The following is a 13,293-nucleotide window of genomic DNA, read 5'->3' as shown; positions in this document are numbered from 1 at the left end:
ACTGCCTCGCCCTTAGCATGGTTCCGTGAAACACCGTATGCAGAGAGAAAGAGGTACACCATGAAAGCCCTGACCATCGTCCTGACCCTGAGCCTTTTGAGCGCCAATGCGCTTGCCCTGCCAAGCCGCGGCCCGGCGCCCATTCTGGGCGAAGCCGTGGACAGCAGCCTGCAACAGCCGGCAACCGAGCGCTGAACGCCGCAGCCCTGAATGAACCCCCGCTGTGGCCCGTGAATGCCATGCGGGCATGACCAAAGCGAACCCCGGGTGATTTAGGACGAACTTATCCACACCCGCCAGGCTCGAAAAAATGGTCAGGTTCATCACAAGGGAAATACACCATGTTCAAGCAAAGTCTGGGTGCCGCATGCGTTCTGGCCGTCCTTACCGGTTGTGCCGGCAAGCCGGAAAATCCGGTCGACCACATCACCTACCGCAACGAGCCGCTGGTCAAGCAGGTCGAGAAGGACATGAGCAAGTCGACCGTTCTGGAACTGGGCGGCCCACCCTCCTCGGAAATGACCCGCACGCTTCTTCCGGGCACCTGCAACAACTACGTGCTCAACCGTGACGGCAAAGAGCAGCCCTACTACGTTGCCTTCAACTCCGCCGATCGCGTCGACAGCAAAGGCTTCCTGACCTGCGAGCAGATGGAAACCAACGAGCGCGAACGCGCCCGCGGTAACGGCATCTGATCCAGCCGCCCGCAATGAAAAATGCCCGCCTCCAAGGAGAGCGGGCATTTTTTTAGCTTCAAGCATTAAGCAAAGCAAGGACGGTTACGCCGTACTTCATTTACTTGCGGCTTGAAGCTTGGCACTTGCAGCTGCCTTTGTCAGATAGCGCCACGGCTACGCAGGATGGCCAGCACCTGCTTGACGCCCTCTTCTACCGACAGACTCTGGGTGTCGAGCACCAGATCCGCGTTCAGTGGCACATCGTAGGGGAAGGAATCACCCGGGATGTTATCGCCGCCCGCCGCATACAGACCTTGCGGATCGCGCTCGGCACACACCTGCGGTGAAGCCTGCACGTAGACGGTGATCAAGCGCTCGGCACCGATCAACGCCTTGGCCTGCTCGCGCCCCTCGGCATCAGGCGCCACGAAAGCGGCCAGGGTAAGCAGACCGGCTTCGTTGAACTGACGCGCCACGTGGGCGGCACGACGCCAATTCTCGGTACGCCCAGCACGATCCTGCGGCAAACCCTTGTTCAGGTCGTGGCGCAGGTTCTGGCCGTCGAGCACGTACACCGCGCGGCCCATGTCGAACAGCTTGCGCTCTACCGCGTAGGCCAGCGTGCTCTTGCCCGCGCCAGACAGGCCGCTGAACAACACGGTGGCCGGTTGCTGGCCGAACCGCGATGCACGCTCCTCGGTGGAGACATGGCCGGATTCGCTGTGGTGGCCGGAACCGGAAACGCGCGCATCGCTGATGATCATCCCGGCACCGACGGTGCCATTGGTCAGCCGATCGATGATGATGAAGGCACCGGTGGTGCGGTTGTGGGCATAACCATCCAGGGCGATCGGCGCATCGAGGGCGATCTTCACCTTGCCGATTTCGTTGAGCTGCAGGCTGCTCGCAGCGCCCTCCTCCAGGGTGTTCACATCGACCCGGTGGGCAATGCTGGCGATGGAGCCCGGCACGTAGCTGGTGGCACGTTTGATGTCGTACTTCTTGCCCGGCAGCATCGGCTCTTCGGCCATCCACACCAGCATGGCATCGAAGCTGTCGACCACCTGGGGACGGTTGTCGGCATGCACCAGCATGTCGCCGCGCGATACGTCGATCTCGTCTTCCAGGGTCAGGGTGATCGCCTGGCCTGGACCGGCCTGCTCCAGCTCGCCTTCGTAGGTGACGATGGACTTGACCTTGCTGCCCTTGCCCGATGGCAGGGCGATGACTTCGTCACCCTTGCGCACGATGCCACTGGCCAGGGTGCCGGCGAAGCCGCGGAAGTTCAGGTTCGGGCGGTTGACGTACTGCACCGGGAAACGCAGATCATCGAAATTGCGGTCACCCGCCACTTCCACGGTCTCGAGAATTTCCATCAGCGACTGGCCGCTGTACCACGGCGAGCGCTCGGACTTGTTGACCACGTTGTCGCCCTTGAGCGCCGACATGGGCACGAAGAACAGCGACGTGGGCTTGAGGTTGATCTTGTCGGCGAAGGACAGGTAATCGGCCTTGATCTGCTCGAACACGCCTTCATCGAAGCCCTTCAGGTCCATCTTGTTGATGGCGACGACGATGTGCTTGATGCCCAGCAGCGAGGCGATGAAGCTATGGCGCTTGGTCTGGGTCTGCACGCCGTAACGGGCGTCGATCAGGATGATCGCCAGGTCGCAGGTCGAAGCACCGGTGGCCATGTTGCGCGTGTACTGCTCATGGCCGGGGGTGTCGGCGATGATGAACTTGCGCTTGGCGGTGGAGAAATAGCGGTAGGCGACATCGATGGTGATGCCTTGCTCGCGCTCGGCCTGCAGGCCGTCGACCAGCAACGCCAGATCGACCTCCTCGCCGGTGGTGCCGCTCTTCTTCGAATCGCGAGTGATGGCTTCCAGATGGTCTTCATAGATCATCTTGGAGTCGTGCAGCAGGCGCCCGATCAGGGTGCTCTTGCCGTCATCGACGTTGCCGCAGGTCAGGAAACGCAACAGTTCCTTGCGCTCGTGCTGCGCCAGGTAGGCGTGGATGTCTTCGCTGATCAGTTCGGATTGGTGCGACATATCAAAAGTACCCCTGACGTTTTTTCTCTTCCATGGAACCGGCACCGTCGTGATCGATCACGCGGCCCTGGCGCTCGGAAGTTCGGGTCAGGAGCATTTCCTGGATGATGTCGGTGAGGCTGGTCGCCTCGGACTCCACGGCGCCGGTCAGCGGGTAGCAGCCAAGGGTACGGAAACGCACTTTGCGCTTCTCGATGCGCGCTTTCTCGTCATCGCTGAGGTGCTCGAGAATGCGCTCGTCGTCGATCATGATCAGCGTACCGTTCTTCTCGATGACATCGCGCTCGGCGGCGAAGTACAACGGCACGATCGGGATCTGCTCGAGGTAGATGTATTGCCAGATATCCAGCTCGGTCCAGTTGGAGAGCGGGAACACGCGGATCGACTCGCCCTTCTTGACCTTGCCGTTGTAGACGTTCCACAGCTCCGGGCGCTGGTTCTTCGGATCCCAGCGGTGCTTGCTGTCGCGGAACGAATAGACACGTTCCTTGGCCCGGGACTTTTCCTCGTCACGGCGGGCACCGCCGAAAGCCGCATCGAAACCATGCTTGTCCAGCGCCTGCTTGAGGCCCTCGGTCTTCATGATATCGGTGTGCTTGGCACTGCCGTGGGTGAACGGATTGATGTTCTGAGCGATGCCGTCAGGGTTGACGTGAGTGATCAGATCCAGGCCCATTTCCTCGACCATCTTGTCGCGGAAACGGTACATCTCCTGGAATTTCCAGCGCGTATCCACGTGCATCACCGGGAAAGGCAGCTTCCCGGGGAAGAAGGCCTTGCGCGCGAGATGCAGCATCACGGCGGAATCCTTGCCGATGGAATAGAGCATCACCGGGTTGTCGAATTCGGCGGCCACTTCACGAATGATGTGGATGCTTTCCGCCTCGAGCTGTTTCAAGTGCGTCAGTTTGTCGAGCATGGCTACTCACGGGATCACGGTATTTTATTCAGGCCGGCGGGCCTTGGACGAGCGCGCACTCTAGCACAGCGCCTCATTCTATTCAGGGAGGCACTTAGATCGAAACGATCTAGCTTTATTCCACTGAAACAGGCTGCCCATCGCTGCCGGCAATACGAACAATCGTTCGAAACTTCAGGCTCGGGTCACACCCCGTCTGCCTCAAATGAGAAGTGCATTCTTCCGGTTTTGCGAAGCGCAAAGCACTCCGCACGTCAAAGCCTTGACACTCACGTGGCTGCAAACCAACCTACGCCACAACGCAACCTCGCCTACCGGGGAGCGAGCTCCCAGCTCGCCGCGCCATTGGATTCCAGCTGCCGCGCTCAAGGAGAGCCACATGCAATCTAGCCCTTTGTCCTATTCCCTTCTCGCTATCGCCATCACCACCGCCAGCCTTTCGGCCCAGGCAGAAACCTACCAGATCGACGACGGCCCCAAGAGCTGGGGTAACGAGGTCATTGCAGACGGCCTGACCATCAGCGGTGAACTGACCACTCCAGCCAGTGCAATCACGCTGCAGCCAGGTACCCATGTGCAGGGCGACCTGACGCTCGATGCCACGATCATTGCCACTGGCGCCGAGAATGACCAGGCCCAATATGCGCGGCCGGTCACCCTGGGCCGAGGCCCGAATGATGAGGTGACAATCGACGGTGCTCTGGTCAATAGAGGCAGCCTGATTACCGACGGTTTCGCTGCCGTCGGTATCAACGCCGGTCATGCACGAATCAGCGGCGGGATCAGCAACGAAGGGGTCATCAACATCCGCGATAGCCAGTTCCTCCACCCCTTGAGCCAAGGGCTGGATAACGCGATGCCCGCTGGGCTGGCCCTGTATGAGACGAGCCTGGGCAACAGCTTGAGCAACAGCGGTCGGATCGAGGTATCCAGCACAGACCTTGCCAGAGGCATCGCACTGAGCAATAGCGACTTGTCCGGCGCCAAGCTGGAAAACACTGCCAGCGGCGTGATCGAGACAACCGGTGATGAAGCCAATGCTATTTTGGTCAATTTTCAAAGCGAATTGGCTGAACTGACCAACGCTGGAACCCTCCGAGCGATAGGTATTACCGGCATCGGCGATACCTCCAATCTCAGTGAAGCGGGCGGCATCACCATTGGCAGCAGCATCGTCCATGGCACCTTGAACAACAGCGGCAGCGTTACCGTTAGCGGCTATGAAGCGACCGGTATCGACCTTCGCGCCTATGACGGTGATGACAACAAGGCGCGCATCGGTGGAGACCTGCTCAACAGCGGCACCATCGACGTGACCGCAGTGGCCGAGGATGGCGCAACTGCACGTGGCATCGAGATCTCTCACGGGCAGATTGGTGGCGCTCTCGATAACAGCGGTACGATTTCAGCGAAGGGCGCCGACTCTGTAGGTATCTTTGTCGATGGTGGTCGCATCGGTGGCGATATCGTCAACAGCGGCACTGTCAGTGGCGAGCGCGTTGGCATCTATCTCAACTATCCCAGCAGTGCACAATTCAACATTCCTGTGATCCAGCAGAACGGTGGCCTGATCGAGGGCGGCCAGTATGCGATCTATTCGGAGGGTACAGCACCATCTCGTCTACGACTGGCGGGTGGAACGATCAAAGGAAACATCTCGGGCGTGTCGTACATAGATGTGACGGGTACAGCGGTCTTCGAGGGTACCCATATAGATGCACTCAGATTCGGCGGCGTGGATGTATATAACGCCGAGGATAGTCCTCTCGGCTCGGCCGGCCACCTGACGCTGACTCAACCTCACGTCACCCTGGATGGCTATCTGGAGATGAACAGGGGCACCGTGCTGCAGCTGAACCTCAGCGAAGCCACTGATCCCAACCGTGCCATTGTCACGGTGCGCGACGACGCCTACTTTGCTCCTACGAGCAGCATCGCTCTGCGCCCGACATCTGAAGCGTTTCGGGCTTCTGGCAAGGAGTACAAACTAATCGAAGCCGGAATACTCGAGTATGACGGCGCAGGTCCGCAGGTTGTCAGCAGCTCCCCCCTACTGACGATCAACGCATCCAGAGTCACGGACACCGAAGTTCTGGCAACAGTCAGCACCGTATCAGGCCAGCAAGCCGGTGAGCTCATCGAGCATGCTGGCAGCAGCCCGAATGCCAGCCGCGCTTTCCAGCCCTTCTATGCAAGTGTCATGGGGCAGTTGGATAACGACGATCCTGTATTCCAGGCATTCGCCAACGCCGACGACGCTCAGCTCGCGACACTGAGCGAGCAGCTCGCACCGCAAGCCGATGGTGCCCTCCAGGCCGCCACCCGCGCCACGCACAATCTGGTCTCGGGCGCCGTGGGCTCCCGTACCTCGGCACTGCGCGGCGAATCCTCGGGCTCCCCGCTCAGCCAGGGCGGATTCTGGGCCCAGGGTCATGACACGGACCTGCGTCAGGGTCGCCGTGACGGCATCGCCGGTTACGATGCCGATAGCCGCGGGCTCAGCCTCGGTGTGGATGGCAAGCTGAACGAGCAATGGACGCTGGGCGTCGCCTACAGCAACCTGGACACCAGCGTGACAGGCCGCAACGGCAACAAGTCCGACATCGACAGCCAGGTGCTGAGCCTCTACTCGGGCTTCGAGCATGGCCAGTTCTTCGTCGACTCCAGCATCAGCTACGGCTTCCACGACAACACCAGCAAGCGCAACATTGCCGGTACCCGTGCCAAAGGTGACTTCGACAGCAAGTCGCTCGGCCTCAACCTGGAAGCCGGGTACGGCCTGAGTGCCGGTCCGCTGACCCTGGAGCCTCGCGTGGCAGCACGCTACAGCCGACTGGACATCGACAGCTACCGTGAAAAAGGCTCGGCCGCGGCACTGGACGTCTCCAGCCAGCGCAACGAGGTGATCGAACTGGGCGCGGGTGCGCGTCTGGCCAGCCAGTTCTCCGTTGGCCAGGGCACGCTGGAACCGGAACTGAAGCTGATGGCCTATCACGACTTCGCAGCCGATCAGGTCAGCAGTACCTCGTCCTACCTGCTTGGCGGCTCGTCGTTCGTGAGCAACGGCGCTAAGCCGGCGCGTGACAGCTACGAAGCGACCCTGGGGCTCAACTACCGCGTCGGGGCGCTGAGCCTCGGTGCGGGCTATGAGCACGTCGGCCGTTCGGGCTTCGATGCCGACACCTTGCGTGCCAAGGTTCGTTACGACTTCTGAGTCTCACCCCCACTACGGTAACCGGGCGCCTAGTGCCCGGTTACCGTTCAGGGCTCAGATCGGATTCGGACAATCGATGAACAGGTGCTCGATGGCGAAGCGCCGGCTCAGGTAGTCACCCAACGCCTGAACGCCGTAACGCTCGGTCGCGTGATGCCCGGCAGCGATGAAGCTGACAGCGTTTTCCCGGGCGCTGTGATAGGTCTGCTCGGAGGCTTCTCCGGTCAGATAGAGGTCGACGCCCGCGGCGATGGCCTGATCGATGTAACCCTGCCCGCCCCCCGTACACCAGCCAATGCGGCTGACCATTCCCTCGCCCTCCACCAGCAATGGCTCTCGCCCCAGCACGTCATGCACGCGGCGGGCAAAGTCCCGGGCACTCATGGGCTGTGCCAGCGAACCGACCAGGCCGACGGTACGTGGGTTGTCCGGTTCCAGCGGGCCCTCGACGGTAATCTCCAACTGCCGGGCGAGCTGCACGTTGTTGCCCACCTCGGCATGTACATCCAGCGGCAGGTGATAGGCCAGCAGGCTGATGTCATTGGCCAGCAGTGTTTTCAGACGGCGCTGCTTCATCCCGGTGATGCAGGGGTTCTCGCCCTTCCAGAAGTAGCCGTGGTGCACCAGCAGCACGTCCGCACGGGCCTCGACGGCAGCTTCGATCAGCGCCAGGCTGGCGGTCACGCCGCTGACGATGCGCTGCACCTGTGGCCGCCCTTCGACCTGCAGGCCGTTGGGGCAATAATCGCTGATGCGTGAAGCGCCGAGATAGCGTTCGGCGTCTTCCACCAGGGTCGTCAGAGCAATGGCCATACAGTTTCCTCACGAGCTGTTGCGAACCGCTGCTTTCTTGGCGCGGTTCTCTATAATGGCGCACCTTAAGGGCCCGATCAGGGCCTCGCAACCCTCAGGATTGTATAGATGTTCAAGGCCCTGCGTTTCTTCGGCTGGCCACTACTGGTCGGCATTCTGGTGTCGTTGCTGATCATGCAGCAGTACCCGCAACTGGTGGGCCTGCCGATGCATGATGTGCAGTTCCGCCAGGCGCCCGCCTATGCACGCACCCAGGAGGGCCCAGCCTCCTACGCCAGTGCAGTGAACACCGCATCGCCAGCGGTGGCCAACCTGTACACCACCAAGTACGTGAGCAAACCGACCCACCCGCTGATCGAAGACCCGCAGTTTCGCAAGTTCTTCGGTGACAGCCTGCCTGGCCAGCGGCGCATGGAGTCCAGCCTTGGCTCCGCGGTGATCATGAGCCCCGAGGGTTATCTGCTGACCAACAACCACGTGACCGCCAACGCGGATCAGATCGTGGTAGCGCTCAAGGATGGCCGTGAAACCCTGGCCCGCGTGATTGGCAGCGACCCGGAAACCGACCTGGCGGTGTTGAAGATAGACCTCAAGGACCTGCCGGCGATGACTCTGGGGCGCTCCGATAATATCCGCATCGGTGATGTCACCCTGGCCATTGGCAACCCGTTCGGCGTTGGTCAGACCGTGACCATGGGCATCATCAGCGCCACGGGGCGCAATCAGCTGGGCCTCAATACCTACGAAGACTTCATTCAGACCGACGCGGCGATCAACCCCGGCAATTCGGGCGGTGCGCTGGTCGACGCCTATGGCAATCTGGTCGGCATCAATACGGCGATCTTCTCCAAGTCCGGCGGATCCCAGGGCATCGGCTTCGCCATCCCGGTGAAGCTGGCGATGGAAGTGATGCAGGCGATCATCGAGCATGGCCAGGTGATTCGCGGCTGGCTGGGCCTGGAGGTGCAGCCGCTGACCCCGGAGCTGGCCGAATCCTTCGGCCTCGAAGGCCGTCAGGGCATCATCGTCGCGGGCATCTACCGCAACGGCCCGGCGCAGAAGGCCGGTTTGCAGCCCAATGACCTGATTCTCAAGATCGATGGCGAACCCGCCGGCGATGCCCGCCGCTCGATGAACCAGGTCGCGCGCGCCAAACCGGGCGAGACGATTCGCATCGAAGTCATGCGTAACGGCAAGATGATGGAACTGAGCGCTGAAATCGGCGTGCGCCCTCCCGTCGCGACCAACAGCAACTAAACGTTGCAGCGATAGGTATCGCGTGACCGAGCGGCGGTCGGCCAGGAACGCTGAACGTGAAAGGCCGCTCGCCCAGCCCTCCCTGACCTGCCACATCTACCGCTTGGCTTCGGCCTGAAGACCGGTACAGCGCAACTCCCCGAATAAGACACAGCTAGCGATATCGCAACCTGTAGTTGCAACCTGACAGCATTAAAATGTAATGTTATTACGTTTTTAACCTGCCAAGGACCTGCATCTTGCGTCGCTCCCTCGCCCTGCTAACCAGCCTACCGTTCAGCCTGCTGAGCATCCCCACGTACGCCGAAAACGCCGACACGCTGCTATTGGATGAGAGCGTGATCAACGCCGAACATCGCCAGGAGTCCGCCGACGGCCCGGTACAGGGCTACCGCGCCACACGATCGGCAACGGCTACCCGCACCGACACCGACATCCGCGATACCCCACAGAGCATTCAGGTGGTACCGGCTCAGGTGCTCAAGGATCTCAATACCACGCGTATCGACCGCGCGCTGGACTTCGCCGGGGGCGTTTCGCGGCAGAACAACTTCGGCGGGCTGACCTTCCTCAACTACAGCGTACGGGGCTTCACCACAGGCGAGCTATACAAGAACGGCTTTGCGATCAACCGCGGCAGCTACAGCTCGCCGGACACCTCCAACATCGAACGAATCGAGGTTCTCAAGGGCCCCGCTGCCAGTCTCTATGGCCGCGGCGACCCTGGCGGCCTGGTCAACATCGTCACCAAACGTCCGCAAGAAGAAGCATTCACCACCCTCTCGCTGAGTGCCGGCAGCTGGGACCGCTACCGCAGCAGCCTGGACGTTAACACTCCGCTTACCGAAGACGGCAGCCTGCTTTCCCGGGTCAACATGGCCATCGAGGACAACGGCAGCTTCCGCGATCACGTCACCAGCGAGCGACGCATCATCAGCCCGTCACTGAGCTGGCAGATCTCCCCGGACACCCGGCTGATGCTGGATGCCGAGTTTTCGCGCACCGAATCCGTGTTCGACCGCGGCATCCCGGCCGTGAACGGTCAGTTGGGCTCGGTCAAACGCTCGACCTACGTCGGTGAGCCCAACGATGGCGAAATTCGCAATGACAACCAGACCCTGGATCTGGCCCTCGAGAACTACCTCAACGACACCTGGAAGCTGCGCCTGGCCAACCACTACACCCAGGGCACACTGCAGGGAAACAGCTCGGAACCTCAGACACTGGTGGGCACCACTATCAGCCGCTTCTATCGCCAGCGTGACTTCGAGTGGAACGACAACATCACCCAGGCCGAACTGCATGGTGATTTCGAGTTCGCCGGCTGGCAGCACCAGACGCTGATTGGCCTGGAGTACGAGAACTACCGCAACAGTCAGAAGTATCCACAGAGCGCGACCCTGCTGAGCTACGGCCTGGATATCTACAACCCGGTGTACGGCCAGGCCAAGCCAGCGCTGACCCGTGCCAACGACTTCCACGAGCGCACCGAAAGCTACGCCCTGAACCTTCAGGATCAGATCGCCTTTACCGAGCGCCTGCGTGGTCTGGTCGGAGTACGCCTGGAGCATGTTGAACAGACCTCACTGAACCGTGCGACGCGCGTCAGCAACAGCCAGGAAAAGGACGTCGCTACACCGCGCCTCGGCCTGCTTTATCAACTGACTCCGCAGGTCGGCGTATTCGCCAATGCCTCGACCTCGTTCAAACCCAACAGCATTGGCACACAGGGCCAGGTCTACAAACCGGAAAAGGGCCTGGGCTACGAGACCGGGGTGAAACTCGACCTGCTCGACGGACGCCTCGGCGCGACCATCGCGCTGTTCCAGATCGACAAGGAAAACGTCATCACCACCGATGCTCTGGGCGAAAGCGTTGCCGCCGGCGAAGCACGCAGCCAGGGTCTCGACATGCAGTTCAGCGGCCAGTTGAGCGATGCCGTACGGGTCATCGGTGCCTACGCCTACATCGATGCGGAGGTAACCAAAGGCGACGCGGCCTTGCCGAAAGGTAGCGACCTGCTCGGCATCGCTCGCAACAGCGCCAGCCTGATGAGTGTGTACGAGTTCCAGAATGGAGCCCTGCGCGGCTCCGACATCGGCGCAGCCCTCAACTACGTCGGCGAGCGCTCCGGCCAGGCGGGTAGCAACTTCACCCTGCCCTCTTACAGCACGGTCGATCTGCTGGCCCACTACAAGGCCAGCGAAGAAGTCACCGTGGGCCTGAACCTCAACAACCTGCTGGACCGCAAATACTACGAGCGCTCGTTCAACAGCGCCTGGGTAGTTCCGGGCGAACCTCGCAATGTCAGCGTCAGCCTGACTCTCAACCTCTGATCGAAAGGACGCATCATGCGCATCTCAAGCAAAACCGCCGCTCTACTGGCACTTCTGGTCGTCGCCGGCCAAGCCGGCGCCCACGGCCTGTGGACGGAGCAACGTCGCGGCAATATCGAAGTGGTCTACGGCCACGGTGCCGAAGACGACGCGTTCAAGGCCGACAAGGTCAGCCGCGCCTGGGCCTTCAATGGCGCCGGCAAGAGCATTCCGGTGACCATCGAGCGCCTCGCCGACCACGCCCGCCTGAAGCCGCTGAGCGCACCAGCGTCGCTGGCCGTGGCGCTGGATAATGGTGCCTGGTCGAAGACCGCGGATGGCAAATGGATCAACCAGGGCCGCAGCCACGTCCCGAACGCCGTGGAAGCACTGCATACCTACAAATACAGCTTGGCCATCTATCAGGAAGGTGCCCGCCTGCCTGACCTCAAAGACCTGCGCATGGTGATCGTGCCGTTGGCCGACCCCATCGAAGTCGGTGTCGGCAAGCCACTGCCGGTCCGTGTGCTGGTCGACGGCAAGCCAGCTGCCGACATCAAGCTGATCGGCGACTATCGCAGTGCACCGGATCAGGTCAGCGCCACCACCAATGCCAAGGGCGAAGCGCATGTGGTGATTCGCAACGAAGGCCTGAACATCATCGCCGCCGAGGCCAGCCAGCCGGTGAAAGGTGACGCCGATATCGACAGCCGTGGCTACTTCACCTCGCTGACGTTCATCGGCCAGGGGCATCATCACTGATGGTCGACGCTCGAGCCGGTCAGCGGCATCGAGCCTGAGGTTCCATCGCCCGATTCGCGCCGTGGGCGACGCTCCTACGCAGCTGCAGGAGCCGCGACCTCGCGGCGAATGGCGATGGCAACACCGGTGGTGCGTACTGCCGCTCGAGACCAAGCCGGCGCCGACACTAAAACGAAAAAGCCAGGGCATCTGCCCTGGCTTTTTCATGCTGCCCGCAAACCTCAGAGCGCCGCCAGGGCCTCCAGCAGCGCCTGGTTCTGCTCCGGCGAACCGATGCTGATACGCAGGAACTGGGCGATGCGCGCCTGCTTGAAGTGGCGCACGATCACGCCCTGCTCACGCAGTGCAGCCGCGATACCGGCAGCATCACGTTGCGGATGACGGGCGAAGATGAAGTTGGCAGCCGAAGGCAGCACCTCGAACCCCAGTGCCTGCAAACCAGCGGTGACCTTTTCGCGGCTGTCGATCACCGCGGCACAAGTCTGCTCGAAGTAGGCGCGGTCCTCGAACGCAGCCGCAGCACCGGCGATGGCAATACGGTCCAGCGGGTAGGAGTTGAAGCTGTTCTTGATCCGTTCCAGCGCCTCGATCAGGTCCACGTGCCCGACCGCCAGGCCAACCCGCAGGCCCGCCAGGGAACGTGACTTGGACAGGGTCTGGGTGACCAGCAGGTTCGGGTACTTGTCGACCAGGCCGATGGCCGAGACGCCGCCGAAGTCGATATAGGCTTCATCCACCAGCACCACGGTATCCGGGTTGGCCTGCAGCAACCGCTCGATGGCTTCCAGGGCCAGCAGGCAGCCAGTGGGGGCGTTGGGGTTGGGGAAAATGATGCCGCCGTTGGGCCGCGCATAATCCTCGACGCGGATCTGGAACTGCTCGTCCAGCGCCAACGGTTCGGCCTGAATGCCATACAGGCCGCAGTAGACCGGGTAGAAGCTGTAGCTGATATCGGGGAACAGCAACGGTTTGCCGTGCTGGAACAGGCCGTGGAAGGCATGGGCCAGCACTTCGTCAGAACCGTTGCCGACGAATACCTGAGCGGCCTTTACGCCGTAGAACTGGGCGACTGCCTGCTTCAGGCGATCACCATTGGGGTCGGGGTACAGACGCAGGTCGTCGTTGAGCGCCTCGCCCATGGCGGCGATGGCCCTGGGCGACGGGCCGTAGGGGTTTTCATTGGTGTTGAGCTTGACCAGCTTGCTCAGCTTGGGCTGCTCACCCGGTACGTATGGCACCAGGTCTTTGACGAAGGGGCTCCAGAATTTGCTCATCTGCCCGC

At 61.5% G+C, this 13,293-nt stretch carries 10 protein-coding genes; 6 read left to right on the top strand and 4 right to left on the bottom strand.

Going from position 1 to position 13,293, the window contains the following annotated elements; genetic code table 11:
- The first annotated feature begins 60 nt into the window (after nt 1–60).
- Nucleotides 61–195 carry a hypothetical protein gene (locus QRN22_RS21430; RefSeq protein ID WP_257026990.1) on the top strand — a complete coding sequence of 45 codons (135 nt, stop codon included), beginning with the start codon at nt 61–63 and terminating at the stop codon, nt 193–195.
- A gap of 146 nt (nt 196–341) precedes the next feature.
- The gene (osmE, locus tag QRN22_RS21425) at nt 342–695 is read left to right on the top strand and encodes an osmotically-inducible lipoprotein OsmE (protein ID WP_042554829.1); all 354 of its coding nucleotides are present in this window, start codon (nt 342–344) and stop codon (nt 693–695) included.
- A 140-nt stretch (nt 696–835) separates the two neighbouring features.
- On the opposite strand, the gene cysN is transcribed toward osmE, so the two are convergent.
- Complete coding sequence (cysN, locus tag QRN22_RS21420) at nt 836–2,731, bottom strand: sulfate adenylyltransferase subunit CysN (RefSeq protein WP_042554828.1); 1,896 nt, start codon at nt 2,729–2,731, stop codon at nt 836–838.
- A gap of 1 nt (nt 2,732) precedes the next feature.
- Nucleotides 2,733–3,650 (bottom strand): sulfate adenylyltransferase subunit CysD, encoded by a 918-nt coding sequence (cysD, locus tag QRN22_RS21415; RefSeq protein ID WP_042554827.1) that lies wholly within the window; start codon nt 3,648–3,650, stop codon nt 2,733–2,735.
- A 379-nt stretch (nt 3,651–4,029) separates the two neighbouring features.
- Between cysD and QRN22_RS21410 the strand changes: the two genes are divergently transcribed.
- Nucleotides 4,030–6,864, top strand: a complete 2,835-nt coding sequence (locus tag QRN22_RS21410; protein ID WP_052493824.1) for an autotransporter family protein — start codon at nt 4,030–4,032, stop codon at nt 6,862–6,864.
- A gap of 54 nt (nt 6,865–6,918) precedes the next feature.
- Here QRN22_RS21410 and QRN22_RS21405 read toward each other — a convergent pair whose 3' ends face one another.
- The gene (locus QRN22_RS21405; RefSeq protein ID WP_042554826.1) at nt 6,919–7,677 is read right to left on the bottom strand and encodes a Nif3-like dinuclear metal center hexameric protein; all 759 of its coding nucleotides are present in this window, start codon (nt 7,675–7,677) and stop codon (nt 6,919–6,921) included.
- Nucleotides 7,678–7,785: 108 nt separating this feature from the next.
- Here QRN22_RS21405 and algW point away from each other — a divergent pair, with 108 nt between their 5' ends.
- The 3 genes from algW to QRN22_RS21390 all read left to right on the top strand — a co-directional run bounded on the left by algW (nt 7,786) and on the right by QRN22_RS21390 (nt 12,011).
- Nucleotides 7,786–8,934: a Do family serine endopeptidase AlgW gene (algW, locus tag QRN22_RS21400; RefSeq protein WP_042554825.1), complete on the top strand. Its 1,149-nt coding sequence runs from the start codon at nt 7,786–7,788 to the stop codon at nt 8,932–8,934.
- Between the two features lie 257 nt (nt 8,935–9,191).
- Nucleotides 9,192–11,270 carry a TonB-dependent siderophore receptor gene (locus tag QRN22_RS21395; protein ID WP_082045833.1) on the top strand — a complete coding sequence of 693 codons (2,079 nt, stop codon included), beginning with the start codon at nt 9,192–9,194 and terminating at the stop codon, nt 11,268–11,270.
- Nucleotides 11,271–11,285: 15 nt separating this feature from the next.
- Nucleotides 11,286–12,011, top strand: a complete 726-nt coding sequence (locus tag QRN22_RS21390; RefSeq protein WP_042554824.1) for a DUF4198 domain-containing protein — start codon at nt 11,286–11,288, stop codon at nt 12,009–12,011.
- Between the two features lie 221 nt (nt 12,012–12,232).
- On the opposite strand, the gene hisC is transcribed toward QRN22_RS21390, so the two are convergent.
- On the bottom strand, nt 12,233–13,285 hold the full coding sequence (gene hisC, locus QRN22_RS21385; RefSeq protein WP_042554823.1) for a histidinol-phosphate transaminase: 1,053 nt from the start codon (nt 13,283–13,285) through the stop codon (nt 12,233–12,235).
- Nucleotides 13,286–13,293: the final 8 nt, after the last annotated feature.

The organism is Pseudomonas sp. MEJ086 (genome assembly GCF_030209025.1).
Classification (GTDB): Bacteria; Pseudomonadota; Gammaproteobacteria; order Pseudomonadales; family Pseudomonadaceae; genus Aquipseudomonas; species Aquipseudomonas fulva_A.
The sequence above is the reverse complement of the archived record's forward strand: the minus strand, read 5'-3'. Positions and strand labels throughout refer to the sequence as shown.